Annotated in this window: 17 protein-coding genes and 1 tRNA gene; 13 read left to right on the top strand and 5 right to left on the bottom strand. The window is 49.9% G+C overall.

The genetic code is table 11. The features are described 5' to 3' along the window. Positions 1–10 precede the first annotated feature (10 nt). Entirely contained in the window at positions 11–151 is a 141-nt protein-coding gene (locus tag BM114_RS14290) for a hypothetical protein (RefSeq protein WP_177207045.1), read from the top strand. Continuing rightward, positions 151–657 carry a CYTH domain-containing protein gene (locus tag BM114_RS04480; RefSeq protein WP_092110836.1) on the top strand — a complete coding sequence of 169 codons (507 nt, stop codon included), beginning with the start codon at positions 151–153 and terminating at the stop codon, positions 655–657. The genes BM114_RS14290 and BM114_RS04480 overlap by 1 nt, the downstream gene beginning before the upstream one ends. On the opposite strand, the gene BM114_RS04485 is transcribed toward BM114_RS04480, so the two are convergent. After that, positions 617–1,009 carry a VanZ family protein gene (locus BM114_RS04485; RefSeq protein ID WP_092110939.1) on the bottom strand — a complete coding sequence of 131 codons (393 nt, stop codon included), beginning with the start codon at positions 1,007–1,009 and terminating at the stop codon, positions 617–619. The genes BM114_RS04480 and BM114_RS04485 overlap by 41 nt on opposite strands. A 75-nt stretch (positions 1,010–1,084) precedes the next feature. Between BM114_RS04485 and BM114_RS04490 the strand changes: the two genes are divergently transcribed. From BM114_RS04490 to BM114_RS04535, 11 genes are all read left to right on the top strand, one after another. Next, complete coding sequence (locus tag BM114_RS04490) at positions 1,085–2,443, top strand: sodium-dependent transporter (protein ID WP_092110838.1); 1,359 nt, start codon at positions 1,085–1,087, stop codon at positions 2,441–2,443. Positions 2,444–2,454: 11 nt separating this feature from the next. Further along, the gene (locus BM114_RS14590) at positions 2,455–2,583 is read left to right on the top strand and encodes a hypothetical protein (RefSeq protein ID WP_255406425.1); all 129 of its coding nucleotides are present in this window, start codon (positions 2,455–2,457) and stop codon (positions 2,581–2,583) included. Positions 2,584–2,595: 12 nt separating this feature from the next. Next, on the top strand, positions 2,596–3,507 hold the full coding sequence (locus tag BM114_RS04495) for a helix-hairpin-helix domain-containing protein (protein ID WP_092110840.1): 912 nt from the start codon (positions 2,596–2,598) through the stop codon (positions 3,505–3,507). 366 nt (positions 3,508–3,873) lie between these two features. Next, positions 3,874–4,446 carry an RNA polymerase sigma-70 factor gene (locus BM114_RS04500; protein WP_092110842.1) on the top strand — a complete coding sequence of 191 codons (573 nt, stop codon included), beginning with the start codon at positions 3,874–3,876 and terminating at the stop codon, positions 4,444–4,446. A gap of 116 nt (positions 4,447–4,562) precedes the next feature. Beyond that, on the top strand, positions 4,563–5,567 hold the full coding sequence (locus BM114_RS04505; RefSeq protein ID WP_092110844.1) for a FecR family protein: 1,005 nt from the start codon (positions 4,563–4,565) through the stop codon (positions 5,565–5,567). A 165-nt stretch (positions 5,568–5,732) separates the two neighbouring features. Next, positions 5,733–8,999 (top strand): SusC/RagA family TonB-linked outer membrane protein, encoded by a 3,267-nt coding sequence (locus BM114_RS04510; protein ID WP_369808395.1) that lies wholly within the window; start codon positions 5,733–5,735, stop codon positions 8,997–8,999. Positions 9,000–9,010: 11 nt separating this feature from the next. Then, on the top strand, positions 9,011–10,585 hold the full coding sequence (locus tag BM114_RS04515; protein WP_092110944.1) for a RagB/SusD family nutrient uptake outer membrane protein: 1,575 nt from the start codon (positions 9,011–9,013) through the stop codon (positions 10,583–10,585). Between the two features lie 33 nt (positions 10,586–10,618). After that, a complete protein-coding gene (locus tag BM114_RS04520) occupies positions 10,619–11,662 on the top strand; it encodes a glycoside hydrolase family 18 (protein ID WP_092110846.1) in 1,044 nt (347 codons plus the stop codon). Positions 11,663–11,668: 6 nt separating this feature from the next. Beyond that, positions 11,669–12,814 carry a DUF1735 and LamG domain-containing protein gene (locus BM114_RS04525; protein WP_092110848.1) on the top strand — a complete coding sequence of 382 codons (1,146 nt, stop codon included), beginning with the start codon at positions 11,669–11,671 and terminating at the stop codon, positions 12,812–12,814. Positions 12,815–12,848: 34 nt separating this feature from the next. Continuing rightward, positions 12,849–14,195, top strand: coding sequence for a BT_3987 domain-containing protein (locus BM114_RS04530; protein WP_092110946.1), 1,347 nt, complete (start codon positions 12,849–12,851; stop codon positions 14,193–14,195). 49 nt (positions 14,196–14,244) lie between these two features. Continuing rightward, positions 14,245–15,186, top strand: coding sequence for a pilus assembly protein N-terminal domain-containing protein (locus BM114_RS04535; RefSeq protein ID WP_255406427.1), 942 nt, complete (start codon positions 14,245–14,247; stop codon positions 15,184–15,186). A 459-nt stretch (positions 15,187–15,645) separates the two neighbouring features. Here BM114_RS04535 and BM114_RS04540 read toward each other — a convergent pair whose 3' ends face one another. From BM114_RS04540 to BM114_RS04555, 4 genes are all read right to left on the bottom strand, one after another. Then, positions 15,646–16,662, bottom strand: a complete 1,017-nt coding sequence (locus tag BM114_RS04540) for a hypothetical protein (RefSeq protein WP_092110852.1) — start codon at positions 16,660–16,662, stop codon at positions 15,646–15,648. A gap of 97 nt (positions 16,663–16,759) precedes the next feature. Next, positions 16,760–18,892, bottom strand: coding sequence for a TonB-dependent receptor (locus tag BM114_RS04545; protein ID WP_255406428.1), 2,133 nt, complete (start codon positions 18,890–18,892; stop codon positions 16,760–16,762). Positions 18,893–19,077: 185 nt separating this feature from the next. Then, entirely contained in the window at positions 19,078–19,398 is a 321-nt protein-coding gene (locus BM114_RS14070; RefSeq protein WP_143089250.1) for a hypothetical protein, read from the bottom strand. A 357-nt stretch (positions 19,399–19,755) separates the two neighbouring features. After that, a tRNA-Pro gene (locus BM114_RS04555) sits at positions 19,756–19,828 on the bottom strand. Positions 19,829–19,835 lie beyond the last annotated feature (7 nt).

Raw genomic sequence — 19,835 nt, forward strand, 5'->3', positions numbered from 1 at the left:
TAATAAGACTATGAGTGAAAGAAGTAAAGTCCGTCGCGCCCAGCGTGAGGCAAAGCAGGAGAAGCAGGCCAGGAAAGTGATTATGTGGATAGCAGGCTTCTTGGTTGTGTTTGCACTCTGCCTCTTGGTTTATGCAATTGCATTTATGTAATGAGCGGGATGGAGACGGAACGCAAGTTCCTTGTTAAGAAAGGCGATGCCTTTAAGTGCTCCGCCTTTTCAAGCAGTCATATCCAGCAGGGGTATATCCCCGCCGACGGGGCTACGGTAAGGGTTCGCATCCGCGACGGCAAGGCCTATCTCACCATCAAGGAACATGCCTGTGAGGGCGGTTTGAGCCGCTATGAGTTTGAGAAGGAAATATCTCTTGACGAGGCGGAGCATCTCATGAAGCTGTGTAAGGGTGGCAGGATAGACAAGCGTCGCTATCTCGTGAAGAGCGAAGACGGCATTCACACTTTTGAGGTAGATGAGTTCTATGGCGACAACGAGGGCCTTGTGATGGCCGAAGTGGAACTGGAAGACGCGGCGGAAGCGTTTAAAAAGCCCGATTTCATCGGTCCGGAGGTTACAGGCGATCGCCGGTTCTACAATTCCTCGCTGCTTCGTTATCCTTTCATCCTTTGGAAAAATACCTTGCCAGAAGAATACCGATAGCCTGTCCTATGGCTACCCCGATTACATCAGCCAGAAAATCGAGCCATTCACCGCTTCTGGTGCCGTTCGTGCAAGTGGCCTGAACGATTTCAATGAGGCCTCCCATGAGGACGGGCGCAAGCAAAGTGAGCGGCCATATCCTCTTTCGGTCGATATGATCGTGGGCTTTGAGATATTCTGCCCATATGACAACGCAGAGCAGGCAGTACATTGCGATATGTGTCCATTTGTCTATCAGGCTGATGCGGCTTAGCGGATTTTCAGGCACAGGGACAAGGCAAAGTATCCAGATGACCACGACAATCAGGCATGAAAGAGGATATTTGATAACTAAATGGTATAGATGAGACATTTTTACTTTCAGTTTTAATGCAAAGATAAATATTTTTTTATACTTTTGCAACATACAAGATTGAATATTGTTAGTATGTCAGAGAAACGAAGTACTTTTGGAAGTCAGATAGGGATGATACTTGCCACTGCCGGTGGTGCTGTCGGACTGGGAAATGTCTGGCGGTTTCCTTATTTGGCGGGGGAGAATGGCGGCGCGGCTTTCATGGTGATCTATCTGGGCTGCGTGCTGCTGTTAGGCGTCCCGTGCATGCTGTCGGAGTTCATCATCGGGCGTCATGGGGCATCCAATACATTCCGGGCTTATTCGGAGGTGGGCAACGGAAGCGCATGGAAATATGTCGGGTTTCTCGGTGTTCTCACGGGTTTTCTGATTACGGGATATTATGCCGTGGTATCAGGATGGTGCATTCAGTATGTCTATGCATCGCTTTTGGGCGAATTGCATGGCAATGCCACCTATGTAGCCGGTTATTTTCAGGAGTTCTCGCAGAATCCCATTCGTCCGGTATTCTGGACGGTTTTCATCCTGCTGACAGCTCATTTCATCATTGTTCACGGCGTCCGTAGGGGCATAGAACGCTTCTCCAAGGTTATGATGCCTACTTTGGCGGTCTTGCTGGTAATCATCGTGGTGGCGTCTTGCCTGCTTCCGGACGGCAGGAAGGGGGTGGAATTTCTTCTTTTGCCCGACTTCTCGAAAGTAGACGGCAGCGTCTTCCTCAGTGCTCTGGGACAGTCATTCTATTCCCTGAGCATTGCAATGGGGTGTATCTGCACCTATGCATCCTACTTCAGCCGGCAGACCAATCTGCTGAAGTCGGCCGTCCAAGTGTCGTTAATCGACACCTTGATTGCCATAATGGCAGGTTTGATTATCTTTCCGGCGGCCTTTTCCGTAGGTGTGAACCCCGACAGCGGCCCTTCTCTGGTGTTCATTACCCTGCCGAATGTGTTTAATCAGGCCTTTTCGGGCATACCTTTCGCAGGGTGGCTCGTGGCCCTGATGTTCTATGCGTTGCTTTCGCTGGCGGCCTTGACCTCACTAATGTCGCTCCACGAGGTGAGTACGGCATTCTTCTATGAGGAGTTGCATATATCCCGTGAGAAAGGAGCCGTTATCGTTACGACTGCCACCTGTATCATCGGCGCACTCTGTTCGTTGTCGCTTGGGGCGGTAAAGGGGCTGTCGGTAGCCGGACTTCCATTGTTCGATCTTTTCGATTTTGTAACCGGGCAGATATTCCTTCCATTGGGAGGGTTCCTCACCTGTATCTTCGTAGGCTGGTATGTGCCGAAGAAATTGCTGCATGACGAGTTTACGAACTGGAACACCTTGTCGGGAAAGCTCTTTGGCGCGTATCTCTTTCTGGTACGCTATGTCTGCCCCTTGGCGATTCTGGCGATTTTCCTTCATCAGCTCGAGGTAATCTAAATGTATGGGCGATGGCAGGCACGCGAGGCAGTTTTCAGACCGAGATGGGCGTAATCCTTGCCACGGCAGGTTCTGCCGTGAGGTATGGCAGCCCTATTTGCATTGGCGCGGTGTTCCTGCACCAGTTTGGGCTCATCTAAGATAGTGTAGCCATGAAGTTCAAGGAATTCTTCTATTTCTCAAAGTCAGACCGGGCGGCATTGCTTGTGTTGCTGGCCGTGGGCATTCTCGCCTTTCTTTTAATCTATGGCATCGGACGGCTGAACGACAAGACCGACCCGGTATCAACCGACAGCCAGAACCTTCGAAAAATGCCGGTTTCATCGAGAAAACCCACCCGAAGCCGGGAGGCGCAGTATTATTATGCCGCTCCGGAGCGGAAAGAGGAACGATTCTCCTTCGACCCGAACACCGCAGACAGCACCCAGCTTCTTCGCTTGGGGCTGCAGCCTTGGCAGGTGCGTGCCATTTACCATTATCGGGCTAAAGGCGGCATCTTCCGCAAGAAAACTGATTTCGCCCGTCTCTACGGGCTTACGGTGAAGCAATATCGGGAGTTGGAGCCTTACATCAAGATTTCTTCCGACTATCTTCCTGCGGCGGAAGTCTATGCGGAAAAGAACAAAAAAGTGCCATTTCATCGGGATTCTATCCGATTTCACGAGAAGTTCGGTCCTACCGAGCGCATCCTCTTGAACCGGGCCGACACCTCGCAACTGAAGAAAGTGCCGGGCATCGGAAGCTATTTTGCCCGCCAGGTGGTGAACTACAGGAATCGTCTGGGCGGCTTCTACAGCCTTGACCAGCTTGCCGAAATCGACGATTTCCCGATGGAATCGGTAAAATATATGATCCTCGACGCCGAAAGCATAAGGAAGATAAACCTCAACAAGCTCACCCTGAACCAGCTGAAGCGACATCCTTACATTAATTTCTATCAGGCTCGGGAAATCTGCGACTACCGCCGGCTGAAAGGCCCTTTGCGTAGTCTGGACGACTTGCGGCTACTGAAAGACTTTCCGCGGGAGGCCATCGAGAGGCTTCGTCCCTATGCGGAGTTCTGAATTCTGCCGGCTTCTTGCCGCCTGGACAGATGCTGTCAGCGGCTTCCTATGGAATAAAACAGGCTGTTTTGCAGTATAAAATAACCCATTTTATATTATAAAATAACTTATTTTACAATATAAAATAACTTATTTTAGTGAGTGAAATAACTTATTTTACTTTAGTGATGGCTGTAGGAAGTATCAGGATAGGCCGTGCGGAGCCTGGTGTGTGAGGGTCGCCAGATGCGGAATGTGCTGTGGCAGTTTTTGCAATCCTGTAAAAATTTGATGTCAAAAATTTGGCGGAATCAATAAAATTACTACTTTTGCATATGCTTGTAATGTAGAACTTAAGATAAAACCGGATATAGTACAAAATTCTTTATGTCCATAGGTGTCTCCGATAAAATCATTTTGTCGGCCTTAAGTCAGGGAAACGAGGAGGCCTTCGACATGATCTTCGAGCAGTTGTACCCGAAGATGAAGGACTTTGCGACCCGCCTTTGCGGCAATGAGTACGATGCGGAAAACATCGTGCAGGATATCTTCATGCAGCTCTGGATTTATCGCGAGGGTCTCAGGAATGTGGAGAATCTCGACGGCTATGTGTTCATGATGGTGCGAAATGCCGGCCTGAACTTTCTCCGGAAGTCGCTCCGGCGTGAGTCGGTGCGGTTAGACGGCACCTTGCAGATTGCCGAAGAAGAGTCTGCGGGCGACACCTTATACTATAAAGAACTGGAGGCCATCATCGAGCAGGAAATCGGCAAGATGCCGCCTCAACGGCGCATGGTTTTCTCCATGAGCCGTATCGAGGGACTCTCGAATGCCGAGATTGCCGAGAAACTCGGCATCAGCAAGCGCACGGTGGAATCGCATATTTCTCTTGCACTACGCGATCTCAGACAAGTAATGCCTCTTATGTCGCTGCTGGCATTACTTGCCATGGTGAAATGAAATGCCCCGTGGGCTGTCGCCGAAACCAGGAAACTGTTTTTTAACTTATATTAACCCGACATGCTTGCGTGTGGTTGCCCGCAATCATGTCTTTATAGTGTATTCTTAAACAGTTTATGAACCTAACGGACCTTAGCCATATTATCAGGGATTACTTTGACGGAATAACGCCAAAGAGCTATTCCGAGCGCATCAAGCGCTGGCTTCTGAGCGAGTCGCAGGAGGATGAGAAAAACGCGGTAATGAAGCAAATATGGGATGGCCTGGAGCCCGAAGAGGTTGATACGGCAGGAGCCTTGCGCACATTCCGCGAGAATCGTCATGAGTATGAATGGAACCTGCACCGCAGAAGCCGCCTTGCCAAGACCCTTCGCTGGGCTGCCGTGTTGGCGCTTCCGATAATAGGAGCCGCGGCGGCATGGGTGTATTCCGGGAAGTATTATGAGCGCAAGCAGCTGGTGGAATTCTATGTTCCGGAGGGAAAGGTGGACTCGCTGATGCTTTCCGACGGCACGAAGGTAATCGTGAACTCAAAAACTACGATCCTGTATCCTTCGGCATTCAATATCCACGGCGGTCAGCGTGATGTGTTCCTGCTGGGCGAGGCTCACTTCAAGGTAGCTAAAGACGCATCCCGTCCCTTTGTAGTGCACTCGGGAAAGTTGAATATCCAGGTGCTCGGGACGCAGTTCAATGTCAAGGCTTATTCCGACGAAGACCTTATCACGACGACTCTTGAGGAGGGACGCGTGAAGTTGTATGACGACAACTACAGCGAGACGATGAAGCCTAATGAGCAGATAGTCTACAGCCGTAATGACGGCCGTATGGCAAAGCATGTCGTAAAGGTCAGGGATTTCAACTGCTGGATGCTCGGAACCATGGTATTCAGGGAGCAGACCTTAGGCAGTATACTCAACGAACTGGGTAGCCGCTATGAAGTGGACTTCGTGGTTGACTCCTCCATAGACCTTTCCCAGAAGTATACGATGAACTTTACCAATAAGGAAACGATCAACGATGTGCTTCGCGTGCTTAGTCAATTGGCAAATAACTTACATTATTATAAACAAGGTCAAACAATAAAACTCTTCAAGAGTAGAAAGGAGGACTCCCTATAAAAACACTACTGGATTCTTAACTACCAAACCTGAACTATTAGTGAACTCAACTAACTTTATTCTCATACAATTGTTATGAAAACAAACATTATTAATTACCTTAAAGCAATAAAAGTGAAAAGAATTACCCTTCTTTTAGTTTTATTTCTTTCGATGTCTGTCAGCATGATGGGACAGAACCAGGTGGTGAAACTGGATAAGACAACTACCACCGTGCGCCAGCTTATCAGCGCCATCGAGAAACAAACTAACATGTCCGTAGACTACGGGCAGAACACCCTGAACCTTGCGAAGCAGGTGAAGGTAAACTCAAAATCAGAGAGGCTCGGCACGCTGCTCGGCATGATGCTGAATGGTACGGGCTTGGAGTATTCCATCTCCGGGCGTCATATCATTATTACCAAGGCTGAGTCTCAGCAGACCCGTAAGCCGGGGCAGAAACAGATGGTGAAAGGTCGTGTGCTCGACGCTAATGGCGACCCTTTGATCGGTGTAACCGTAAAGGTGAAAGGTACGAACAACGCAACGGTAACCGACATTGATGGTAACTATAGCATTAATACAGAACGCGGAGATATACTTGAGTACTCCTATGTCGGGTTTACAACCAAGGAAGCTCGTGCGAATGGCACGCAAATCGACCAGACTCTGCTGGAGGATTCCAAGGAATTGAATGAGGTGGTCGTTACCGCCCTGGGCATCAAGCGTGAGCAGAAAGCATTGTCTTACAATGTACAGCAGGTTGCGGGTGATGATCTCTCAATAAACAAAGATGCCAACTTCATCAATTCTCTGAATGGTAAAGTGGCCGGTGTGAACATCAATGCTTCATCCTCTGGTGCCGGCGGCGCCTCCAAGGTGGTGATGCGTGGAACCCGTTCCATCATGCAGTCAAGCAATGTATTGTATGTCATCGACGGTATTCCAATGTTGAATACAGGCGGCGAAGGTTCTACGGAGTTCGGATCTTCCGGCACATCAGAGGGTATTGCCGACCTTAATTCCGAGGACATTGAGTCGATGTCGGTCTTGACAGGTGCTGCCGCGGCCGCTCTCTATGGCGAGAAGGCATCTAATGGTGCCATTGTAATCACCACCAAGAAAGGTAGTGCAGGCCATACGCAGTTCACCGTGTCCCAGAATACGGAGTTCTCCACGGCTTTCCGCACGCCTAAGTTCCAGAATAAGTATGGCACGGGCTCAAGCCTTCGCGACAGCGGCACCGAGTCTTACAGCTGGGGAAGGCTGCTCAACGAGAGCAACTATATGGGATATGACCCGACAGACGACTACTTTAAGACAGGCATCATGACGACGGAAGCGTTCACCATGTCTACGGGTACGGAGAAAAACCAGACCTTTTTCTCGGCAAGTGCCTTGAATTCAACTGGAATTGTTCCCAACAACAAATATAACCGTTATAACTTCACGGTGCGTAACACCACAAGTCTGCTGAACGATCGCATGACCCTTGATGTCGGCGCAAGCTATATCATACAGAACGACCGCAATATGACTAACCAGGGTGTATACAACAATCCGTTGGTAACAGCCTATCTTTATCCTCGTGGCAATGACTATCAGGACATGGCTATGTTCGAGCACTACGACACCACACGCAAGATCTATACCCAGAACTGGAACGGGCTGATTAGCGAGCTGGTAGGGCAGAACCCTTATTGGATTAACTATCGTACGCCTCGTACGAACAGGAAGTATCGCTATATGCTGAACGCGGGTCTGTCGTATAAGTTCACCGACTGGCTGAGCCTCTCTGCCCGCATCCGTATCGACAACTCCACCAACACCTATGAGGAGAAGTTCTATGCCACCACCAATATGACTCTTACGGGCAGTAGCAATGGTATGTATAACATTCAGAAGTCTGACAACAAGCAGACCTATGGCGATGTGATGGCCAATATCAATAAGCGCTTCTTCGAGGACAAGCTTTCGCTGGTTGCCAATGTCGGTGTGTCTCTCTCTGATATGAAGCAGAATCTGCTGGGCAATAGAGGTCCGTTGGACGAAAACCTTATTCCGAATGTATTCACCGTGGCACAGATAAACCGTGCCCGCCTCACGCCGGAGCAGTCGGGATTCCACGATCAGACCAAGTCTCTCTTTGCCAGTGTCGAACTGGGTTGGGCAAGTCAGTTCTATCTCACATTGACGGGTCGCAACGACTGGCCTTCCATGTTGGCGGGTCCCCATTCCAACAAATCCTCGTTCTTCTACCCTTCTGTCGGTGGTTCCTGGATTATTTCCGAAACTTTTGCCCTTCCGAAGGAGATTAATTATCTGAAGGCTCGTGCTTCGTTTGCATCAGTAGGTCTCTCATTCCCCCGTTGGTATGCGAATCCAAAGTACACTTGGGATGAGAACAAGAAGCAGTGGAGCAGCCAGACGACTTATCCTATGTATAACCTCAAACCGGAGCGCACGGACTCTTGGGAGTTTGGACTTCAGGCTCGTTTGTTCAAGCACTTCAACATCGACTTCACCTATTACACTACCAAGACCTATAACCAGACCTTCGATCCGAAGATCTCGGCGTCTTCCGGCTATAGCAAGATGTATATCCAGACAGGTGATGTAAGTAACCGCGGTGTAGAACTGGCAGTAGGCTACAGCAATACATGGGGCGACTTCTCATGGTCTACCAACTATACGCTCAGCATGAACCGCAACAAGATCAACGAACTTGTTACGGGCTATGTACATCCAGAGACAGGTACTTTGATTACGGTGGACAAGCTCGATGAGGGTGGTCTGGGTTCAGCCCATTTCATCTTGAAGAAAGGCGGCACCCTGGGCGACCTCTATTCGCTGGCTGATATCCAGCGCGACAGCAACGGCAAGGTGTATGTAGATGCCGACGGCAAGGTCTACAAGAATTCTAATGTGGAAGATGTCAAGCTGGGTTCTATCTTCCCGAAGAGCAACATGGCATGGCGCAACGACTTCTCTTGGAAAGGATTGAATCTTGGCTTCATGATTTCTGCTCGTTTCGGCGGTATCGTCTATTCTGCTACCCAGGCCAATCTTGACTATTACGGCGTGTCGGAAGCTACGGCCGATGCCCGCGACAAGGGATGGGTTTCCGTGAACGGGGAGCGAAACTATGTGAACCCGGAAACATGGTATACGACAATTGGCGGCAGCGACGGAATTCCTCAGTATTATACATATAGTGCTACCAATGTGCGTTTACAGGAAGCAAGCTTGGGCTACACCTTCAAGAAAAACACCTTCTTCGGACTTGGAGATCTCACGGTGTCTCTCGTTGGCCGTAACCTGCTGTTGTTCTACTGTAAGGCTCCTTTCGATCCAGAGTCCACAGCTACTACCGGTAACTACTATCAGGGCATAGACAAGTTCATGACGCCAAGCACCAGAAACCTTGGTTTCAATATCAAACTCAAATTCTAATGTGTGAAGCAATGAAACAGATTAAAAATATTTTATTGGCAAGCCTGTCAGCAGTACTTTTGTCTACTTCTACAGGTTGTACTAACAGCTATGAGGAATATAACCAGGATCCTTATGCTGTTACCAAGGAAGAGATGCAGCGTGATGCTTATAGCTTGAGTTCCGCTCTTATCAATCTTGAAAGTTGGGTGATACCTACTGATGTAAATGCAAATCAGTTTACGGAGTGTCTTTGCGGCGGTTCCTACGGAGGCTATATCTCTGATTCCAACCCAGGATTCTCCGGCAAGAACTTTGCCCAGTATAGTCCGGAAAACGGTTGGGATCGTGTTCTCTTCGAAGATTTCGTTCCTAAGCTCTTCATCTATAGCAATGAAGTGAACAATGTAACAGAGGATATTGTTCCTCGTTCCGTCGCTCAGATTATAAAGGTTGCTGGTATCCATCGTGTAACTGATGCCTATGGCCCTATTCCTTATTCCAAGGTAGGTGCCGACGGCAAGATTACGGCTCCTTATGATTCACAGGAAGCAGTGTATGACTTGATGTTCGCACAGCTTGATAGCGCGATTACAAACCTGACAGCCAATCGCACCAACGACTTCAGCCCCAAGGCCGACCATGTATATGGAGGCAAGGTGGAGAAGTGGATAAAGTTTGCCAATTCGCTGAAGCTCCGCCTGGCCATCCATATTGCCAAGGCAGCTCCTGCCAAGGCCAAGCAGAAGGCTGAAGAGGCCGTAAACCACGAGGTGGGCGTCATGACCGGCAACGAAGACAATGCGGAACTGACAGTATCCAGCACCAATCCTTTTTATGTTGTCATGCATGAGTATAATGGAGTAGAAAATAATCATGGAGACTCTCGTGTCGGGGCTGATATCATAAGCTATATGAATGGTTACAAAGATCCTCGCCGCTCAGAAATGTTCACAGTATCCACTTTTGCAAATGCTACCAATGGTTTCCATGGTTTGCGTTCTGGTATTAATATTCCCGGCCAGGAAACTTCCAACATGTATTCCAACTACAAGGTGGCTACCGATTCCAAGCTTCTTTGGATGAATGCAGCCGAAGTGGCCTTCCTCCGTGCAGAGGGTGCTTTACGGGGCTGGAGCATGGGTAGTACCCCCAAGGAACTTTATGAGCAGGGCATTCGCCTCTCGTTCGGACAATGGGGTGTAAATGGCGTAGAGAACTATTTGGCAGACCACACAAGCACTCCGGCTGTCTATACCGACCCGACTGGATCTAATTCCTATAATGGGACAGTTTCATCCATTACCATTGCATGGGACGACAATGCCTCCACCGACAAGAACTTGGAGCGTATCATCACCCAGAAGTGGCTGGCCAACTTCCCATTGGGCCAAGAGGCATGGACAGAATATCGCCGTACGGGCTATCCCAGGTTGATGCCGGTCGTGGTGAACAATAGCGGTGGTATTGTCAGCACGGAGCGTGGTGCCCGTCGCCTGTATTATCCACAGGAGGAGCGCATCAATAACTATGATAATTATCTTCAGGGTGTGAGCCTGCTCGGCGGTTCAGACAATATGGCAACTGATGTGTGGCTGGCAAAGTAGAGATTATGGATTTAAGATTAAAGACTATATAAGATGAAACATATAATTAAGAATATAGCATATTCAATGGCCTGCCTTGCTGTTGCTTTCTTCATGGCAAGTTGTGATACGGATATTGAATCTGTTGAGATCAATGAGCCGGGCATCAATACTCAGAATGCCGAGCTCTATGCCTCTTATCTGACCAGTCTGAAGGCCTATAAGGCCGGCGCGCACAAGGCGGTGTTCGGTTGGTTCGACAACAGCGTAAGGAATCCGGCCTCGCAAGGACAGAGCATAGTTGCCGTTCCTGACAGTCTGGACTTTCTTGTGCTGGGCAGCCCGATGAACCTGAATGACCGGGAGATGCAAGAACTCGCCCTGCTTAAAGAGCAGAAAGGTACTAAGGCTCTCTGTGAAATCAGTTATACCGCTATCAAGAATGCCTATGATGCAGAGAAGCAGGCATTCGAGGAAAACAAGGAAAACGCTGGGATTGCTTTTCCAAAGAACTTCCAGACATACCTTGTTGATACGGTTGCTGACCGCCTTTCCCTCTGTGAGCGGTATGGTTACGACGGTGTGGTGATGGGCTTTACCGCTAAGGTCAAGATTTATATGACTGAGGAAGAGAAGGCTGAAGCCCTGGCACTTGAGAACGATATTCTTGGAATTGCCAAGGACTGGAAGGAGCGTCATGCTGACAAGATGCTCGTGCTCTCCGGTAAGCCACAGAATGTAGAGGACAAGAGCGTATTCGACCTCGCAAGCTATATCATCATCCCATGTGAGGAAGCGGCCAATCAGGGTGGAGTGGTCTACAACTTTAACAAGGCTGCCGTAGACGGCGTACCTACTGAAAAGTTCGTCCCGCTTGTCTCCCTCTATTCTCTCGATAGCTCTGACACCAAGACGGGTTTCTGGGGCGACCAGTATGCCGCTATAGGCGCAGCCCGATTCTGTGCTGCTGACCATAATTCGTTTGATGTGGCAGGTTTGGCTCTTAATAACATACAGAATGATTACTATCATGCCAACTTCGTCTATCCGGTAGTGCGTCAGGCCATCTCGATCGTTAATCCAACTGTTAAAAACTAAACTGAAATGAAGAAGATATTTAAATATTTGCCTCTTTTGGCTGCTGCATTCCTGATGACGGCTTGCCAAAGTGATAAGGAAGAGGATTTCGGTAACAAAGCGTTTATCGATGCCCCCTCCATGTCTTCCGAGACAATTGTAAAGGGCGGAACAGATGATATCGTTAAAACACTTACGATTGCGACTTCTCGCCCTGCAGAGAAGGACATCAAGGCACAAGCCGTGGTTGACAAGTCTCTCGTAGAAACCTATAATAAGGCTTACTATGCTAATGCAATCCTGCTCCCGGAGGAGTATTATGAGATTACTGAGTCGAACATGGCAATCGACGCAGGCAGCGTGAAGAGTACAGAAGCATCTATCACTTTCAAGGGTGTCGGTGCGCTCGATCGTAGTCTTGTGTATGTCCTTCCTGTAAAGGTTCAGACATCAGACATAGAACTGCTTTCTTCCGCGAAGAATTACTATTATGTATTTAGGGCTGGTGCCCTCATCAATGTCGTTGCGGATATTCAGGATAATTATCTCGAGATCTTCCCGTGGAAGAACACAGGCAGGGTAAGTGGTATGCGACAGATTACGATGGAGGCTCTTATCTATCCCCGTGAATTCGGCCAGCTGATTTCTACGGTAATGGGTATCGAGGGCGCCTTCCTGATGCGTATCGGCGATGCTGGTGTCCCCGACAACCAGATTCAGATAGCTACATCCAGTGGTAACTTTACCGATGCCAAGCTGCAGTTGCAGACAAATAAGTGGCAGCATGTGGCACTCACTTACGACAGGGACAACGGTGAGATGAAGGTGTACATCGACGGCCATTTGATGGCAGAGGGTACATCCCGCGCTTCCATCAATATCATCGGTAATGGAACCGACCGTAACTTCCTCGTGGGCAAGTCTTATGAGGACGGCCGCGACTTGAATGGCTGTATTTCGGAGGCTCGTGTATGGGATGTAGTCCGTACGGCTGATGAGATTGCCAATAGCATCTATACCGTCGATCCTACAAGTCCAGGGCTTATTGCTTACTGGAAGTTCGATGATTTGTCTACCTATACTGTGAAGGACTACTCTGGGAATGGCAATGATCTTACTGCTAAGCGTGCCCAGCTCACTTGGAAGAATGTTTCATTGCCGGCAGCAAATTAATTTTTGAATGCACAAAAAGAAAATAAAAGAAACTATGAACTTAAATAATATTAAGACATTGGCGTTTGCCCTGCTGGCATCCGGCTTTATGGCCTCTTGCTCAGAGTCTATTGATGTTGCGGGAGTGAGCGAAGGCCAATATCAGAAGCCAGCCAACAGGCTTGCCTTCCTTACGGATAAATATGGTCTTAGTAACCAAGACTCGTTGATATTCAATGAGGAAGGGTCTACAGATTTCTATGTGAATGTTACCGATGCATCTGCAAATGCACAGACCTATACCATCGTCTACGATGCTACGGCACTGAATAACTATAACATGGCCCATGGCACAAGTTTCGAGGCTCTCCCGGAGGCTCTCGTAACCATTGAAGGCACGGCTACCGTAGCTGCCGGAGCCCAGCAGAGTGATGCTGTGAAGGTTAGCTATAAAAGTGCTGACAACCTCGAGAAGAACGGCGTCTATGCGATTCCCTTGAAGGTTACGGGTGCCGATGCACAGACCTCTCAAGACAAGGGCGAGTTCGTGCTCTTCGTACGCGACATTACCAAGATGCCCAATTGCCACAAGGACAACGGCCTGCAGGTGATTTCCTGTATGGAGGTAAACGATGACAATCCGTTGTACAACCTCTGCTTCACCCTCGAGAACAGCGGCAAGTACTTCTTCGACCAGGTAATCCTCTTCTCGGGTAACATCAACTATAACTCCGAGACCCAGGAAGTCTATAATTACAACAACGAGAATGTTTCTCATCTGTTGGAATACAAGGAGAAGTATCTCGAGCCCCTGCAGCAGAAAGGCATGAAGGTTATCCTTGGTATCCTGGGTAACCATGACCGTTCGGCCGTGACCAACCTGAACGACGAGGCTTGCAAGCACTTTGCTGCCGATCTGAAGGCTGTCTGCGAGGCTTACGATCTCGATGGAATTTTCTTCGATGATGAGTATTCTTCGCCGGGCAACTATCCGGGTTTCGTGTCTTACAACAACTTCGCCCGGTTGGCCTATGAGTGCAAGATGGCGATGCCGGACAAGCTCATGGAAGCTTATGTCTATAGCGGAACAAGTAGTTGTGCCCAGGTAAATGGTATACAGCCTATCGACTATGCTGTCCATGACTACGGCGGCTCTTACGATGTGAGTTCCAACTATCCAGGTCTTGACAAGAAGGGGATGATTCTCAACTCCATGGAGTTTGCTCGTGGGCGTTACTCAAACAAGAGTTCCTTCGAGAAAATCAAGAACAACGGCTACGGTGGCACCATGATTTTCTCGCTTGGACCGTCGAAGACCCGCATGACTTACATGAACTATGTTGCTCAGGCTTTCTATGGCGAGAATGTGATTCAGACCGGAACTTATGCGAAAGATTGGTAAACTGATTGAAAAAAGACGAGAAATGAAAGCAAAATATTTATTTTCAGCAATGATGTCGATCGCTCTTACATTCGCTTTCACCGCATGTAGCGATGACGACAATAACGAGGTGATTCCCGCCCCCAATCCGGTAGAGAAGAGTGAATTGGCCTTTGATGTAGACACGCTCGAGGTCGGTGTGCACGAGACAGCAACCTTCACCATCACCAGCGGTGCCGGCGACTATAAGATCATCAACGAGAATCCGGCCATTGCCTCCGGTACCGTGGAGGGCAATGTGGTTACCGTAACTTCCGAGGCCAAGGGCATTACGGGGCTGGTGGTCTCTGATGCCAAGGGTGGTTACAAGCGCGTTTTAATCAAGTCTATGTATATGAGGCTGGTTACGGATAAGGAAGAGGTTGCCGTCGGCATGAAGCTCGGCCACTCTGACGGTGTGGCGTCTTTCGATGTAACGGAGGGCAATGGCTCCTATACGGCGATGTCGGCTGATGAGAGCATCGCCAAGATCAAGTCTATCGACGACAAGACCATCACGGTGCAGGGCGTTGCAGAAGGCTCCACCACCATCACCATTACCGATATGATGGGTCTCCAGAAGACCGTTAAGGTAACCGTTGAGACAACTACCATCCCTTACACCGACGAGGAGAAGGCTAAAATCATGGAGGGAACCGTCAATACGGCTGTCTTTGATGGTAACACCTCTTACTCTTGGGGTACTTGGAAGGCGAATGAGACTGCAAGTCCGAAGATTGTCTGGGACTACTATGGCTACTACAGTCTCAAGGTAGACTGGCAGGGAGACTTCACCGTTGGCAAAAAGACTGGCGGTAAGGTTTACTACAAGTTCTCCTGGGGCGGACAGGAAACCGTGCTTGATGTAGATGTAGAAGTGCTTAAGAACGACGGTTCCCGCATCTGGGGCATCATGTCGACCATCAAGGATGGCAACTACCTTGCCTACGGATACTTCTCGGTAGGTCTGTAATCCCTCATGAAAGCATATCCTGAAGGCGATTGCTTTTAGGTTTGTTTGTTAGTATCAGGGGGCGGTCTCGTTGAAAGGCTGCCCCCTTCCTCGTGTTCGTCTGCCGATGGGAAATGGGCGGATGAGGTCTTTGCGGGGGCTGTTGGCGGGGCTGTCTGCCGCCGCCGGCAATGTAGTCTGCTGCCCATAATGGCATTACTCGCAGCTTGTAAGGGTATTACACGCCGTGTGTAATCCTGTTACACGCTGCTTGTAATGATGTTACAAGCCGTTTGTAATTTCCGTATATATGCCCCTCGTGAATCAGGGAGACAGCTGCCAGGAGGGTTGCTTGTGAGCGGGGCTGGTCTTGGCGTCTGCTTTTTCTTGTCCGGAAAGCATGAAGCATGGATATAAAAAATCCTCCTCGCCTTGCGGGGAGGAGGATTGTGAGTGTAAGCCTGACGGCATTTCCGGCTTTTACAGCCAGTAGCCTTCTTCGGAATGTCCCTTTTTCTTGTAAACAAAGTTCACATATTCCTCCAAGGCCTCCTGCCATTTAAGATTGAAGGCATCCATCAGATTATAGATGAGATTATTGCTCGCGTCGTCGAGTTTGCCCTCAGAGATGGTGCTTAAGTCGGTGTCTTCGTCTATTGTCGGATCCATATTGCTGGTATCGTCGCGGTCCATATAGATTACGAAAGGTATCGTGTAGTCGATGTCGAAGGTGCCGTTCTGATACAGGCGGTTGTCGGGTGCATAGTAAGGACTGGTCTTGTCTCCGTCAAGGAACTTCGACTTGTAGCCGTGGTAGAGCTTGATGCGCATGTCAAACTCCTTGCGGGTCTTGAGGAATCGCAGCACGCCCTTGAATCCCGTGGGACTTTTCTTGCCGATGAGCTTGGCTCCTTCCTTGGTGGTCTTATTCCATGGGTCGGTGTCGCAGTATAGGTAGTCGAAGAGTTTCTGGGTCTGCTGGTCGTCTACTTCTTCCTTACCGCGTGGCAGGGTCTTGACATTCTCCGCCATGAAGAAGTGCTGGTGAATCTTGCGCTGGTCTTCCGTCTGGAACTGGTCGGTAATTTCCTTGCCTGCCGCATTGTAGTATTTGATGAAGAGCAGGTAGATGGGAGCGGGCCTACCGTCGTACCAGGGTGCTTTCTGAACATAGAATTTCTTTTGTCCCTCGTTGCCGAACTCCCATTTCTTGGTGGCCGGGTTCAGTTGCCAGATAATCTTCTGCACGCTCTTGATGTGCTTGGCCTCGGTGTCGGGGTTCTGATGAGGGCCTCCGTGTTCCTGTATATCACCCCATTGTGCATGCAGGTGGCAGTCCACGAGGATAAGCTCCACCTTGGCAGGATCTTCGTGCAGCTTGTTCTTGGTTTCATCTACCGGCTTCTGGGGATCGTCGCTACATGCTGTAAAACCGAATGTGAGCAATGCTCCGCAAAGAAGCATGAGTGCTTTGGTCTTGATTGTCTTTGTTTTCATCTTTGATAATTTTAAAGGGTTGTTTTGTTCTCTTTTTGTTTTGATTACTGTTGCTTTTGAAATGTTTTGAGTTGATTGTCGTTTCTTGCAAGGGGCGTCAGAATGTCCAGTTGAGGTTGAGGCGTATGTCGCGCCCCATGTCGTGGGCATAGTATCGTGCCCGGTTGGTATATTCCTTGTATTCCTTGTTCAGCAAGTTGTCGGCTGCCAGCATGGCAGAGAGTTTCTGCCGCCCTTTGAGGGGAAAGCTGATGCCGGCTTCCATGCCGAAGAGATGATAGGCCGGGGGCGTGTAGCTGATAAGGTCGGTGGCAGGGTTGAACCTGTTCTGCTTGGCTGTGAATCGGTGCTTGAGCGTAATCCAGGGCTCGTGGTTGCCGGGGCATTCGGGTTTCCAGGTGAGTTCGCTGCTCACCCGTGCCGACGGGATGTAGGGCAGATAGTTGCCCGAGGGGCGCTCGTTGGCCCAGATGAGGGCGGCCAGGCAGTGGTATTCAATCCAGTCGACGGGCTTTATATGCAGGTCGGCGTCGATGCCTCGGAAGAAGGCTCTGGTCTGCTTGTAGCGGAAGGTGGGGTAAGCGCCTGATATGACGACCGTGGTTTCGTGGGTGGGCTCATCGTAGATGTAGTTGTCTATCCATTGCAGGAATGCGTCGATGGTAGCTTCGAATCGCTGCGACCTGTATCTCAGGGAGGTTATCCACTTGTAGCTGCGCTCGGAGTTCATGGTGGAGTCGCCTATGGTGAACATGCCCGAGCCCAGCTCGTTGCCGTTGCTGTAAAGCTCGTATACATGAGGAGCTCGCCAGGCCAGACCGAAATTGGAAACCACGGACAGGTGGCGGGTGGCCTGATAGCGGCCTCCGAGGCTGTAGGTGAAGTTGCCGAATGAGCGGCTTCCCCCGTAGAAGTTGCCCGTCCAGTCGTATCCTGCGGCCTTGGTGTGCTGTCCGTCAAACCTGATGCCCAGCTCCGCTCCCCATCGGTCGCGGCTGTACTTCTGTATGGCATATGCCCCGAGAGTGGTCTCCGTGTAGTTTGGAATCACGGGCACCACGCCCGTGCCCGCTTGACTGTGGTTTTCCGTGTAGGCAAAGTCGGCTCCCGCCTCCGTGCCCCATGCCCCGTAGGCAGTCTTCCACTTCAGACTGTTCTGCAGGGAGTTGAGATGCAGGCTTACGGCGGGGATATTAGAGTGGTTCATGCGGCGGATTCGGTTCTCGGTGCGCTTGTCGTTTTGGTAGGTCAGCTGGTAGGTCAGCCGTCCCGTTTTGCCAAAGTCATATGCCGCCTTTGCGATGGCCGTGTGGTGCGTGATGTGCTGGTGCGGGTGGTCGATGTGCCGGCTGAAAGGGTCGGTTTCTATGGGCTGTCCCAGTTCAATGCGCTTTTTCAGCACATCCTCGCTGCCCATCTGCGCACTTGGCATGATGCCCAGTTTCTGATCGAATAGGCTGTAGTAGGTCTCCAGGCTGAGGCGTCCGTGGCGATAGCCGGTGTTCAGGGAGAAATCGCCTTCCTTCATGCCCGTATTATTGAGCAGGTAACGGGCCGTCTTGCGGTCGCCGCCGTTGCTGTAGGTGCCCTGCAGTCTCCATGCAATGTCCCTGCAGAAGGACAGGGTGCCTTCGATGTTGCCCGAGAGGGAGTAGCGCTTGCCGTTGGTTCCATAGAGCGAGGTAAGCGAACCGCTGATGTATTCTTGCCCGAAAGGAAGTTCCCGTCGTTCCATCACGATGATTCCGCCCAGGGCCTCGGCACCGTATTTCACGGACTCTGCGCCTTTCACCACCTCAATGGTCGACGAGCTGTTCTGGTCTACCTCGGGGGCATGGTCGGCTCCCCATTGTTGTCCGGTGAGCCGTGCGCCCTGGTTGATAGTCAGGATACGGTTGCCGTACATGCCTTGAATCACGGGCTTGGCGATAACGGTGCCTGTCTGTATGGAACTTACTCCGCTCACATTCTCGAGCATCGAGGCCAGCGACTTTCCCAGACAGCGGTGGATGGTTGCGTTGTCGATCTGCGCACTCACGCTATTGGCACTAACTGTGGTGCGTCGTGTCTGCACGACCACTTCGTCGAGACTGACGGAGTCTTTGATGATGGTATTTTTCTTTCTTGCCTTCTGTCGTGTCTGACTTTGTGCAAAGGCCGGCACAGGAACTGACAACAGCACGGATGCCAGTGCCAGAAGCATGATCATGCAATGTTTCTGTAGATTCATGTCTCAATGAATAATAATGGTATGGCAGACTGCGGACGGTTTCCGTCTTGGTCGGTCATAATATAATAAGATGTGTGATTGTGCTGTCGTCGCTATCTTTTACGGCAGTCTACGGCATAATTTCCTTTCCGGAAAGTAAGCGTGGACATGCCGGAAACATAGAGTCGGCAGATAGGGATGCGGGCTTAGCCCATTGTTGGCGGTGCATGAGCGTTTATCGAGCCAACATGTCGATAGACGATTTGCGGTGAGAATGTCAGGAAATGCACCAGCGTAACGGTTATCACGGGGATGAAAGCCGCTACCTTTATGGCTGCCGACTCGTACATGACGAAGTTGCAGATGTAGCAGTTTTCTCCGATGGAAGCGTGGTGGCTGGTGTTAGCCTGTTCTGTTTCTACTATAGAATATGTGTGGAAATGAAAATCCTTGGCGACAAGAACCATGGTGAATGTCAGTAGTAACATCCATGCGTAGAATATCCTTATGGTCTTTCTTGTCTTCACTCGAGTTATATTCCTGCCTTTTTTCGTAGTATATGGCCTGCTATGATAGGCCAGTCTTGCATTTTATTGTGCATGCGAAGGTAAGAAGAAAAACTGTAAGAAGCGTGAGGGTGTAGGCTTCAGGACCGTTTTTTTAATGTTTTTTAGGAGCCCGTAACGCTTATTTCCATTTTCGGCCTTGTCCGAAGAATGTTTCCGGGTTAGGAGCGAAAGTAGCAAAAAAACGCTTCTTTGGGGTGCAGGAAGAAAACTTTGTGCCCATTAGAGGGAAGCGAGAGGGCGTCTTTTCTTAGAATGGACCGTTGTCGCCATGAACGAAAAAAGGGAATGCCGAACATTCCCTTTGCTTGCTATCAGTCGGGATGACCAGACTCGAACTGGCGACCCCTTCGTCCCGAACGAAGTACGCTACCAACTGCGCTACATCCCGATTGCGG

The organism is Prevotella sp. KH2C16 (assembly GCF_900113305.1).
In the GTDB taxonomy this organism is placed as follows: domain Bacteria; phylum Bacteroidota; class Bacteroidia; order Bacteroidales; family Bacteroidaceae; genus Prevotella.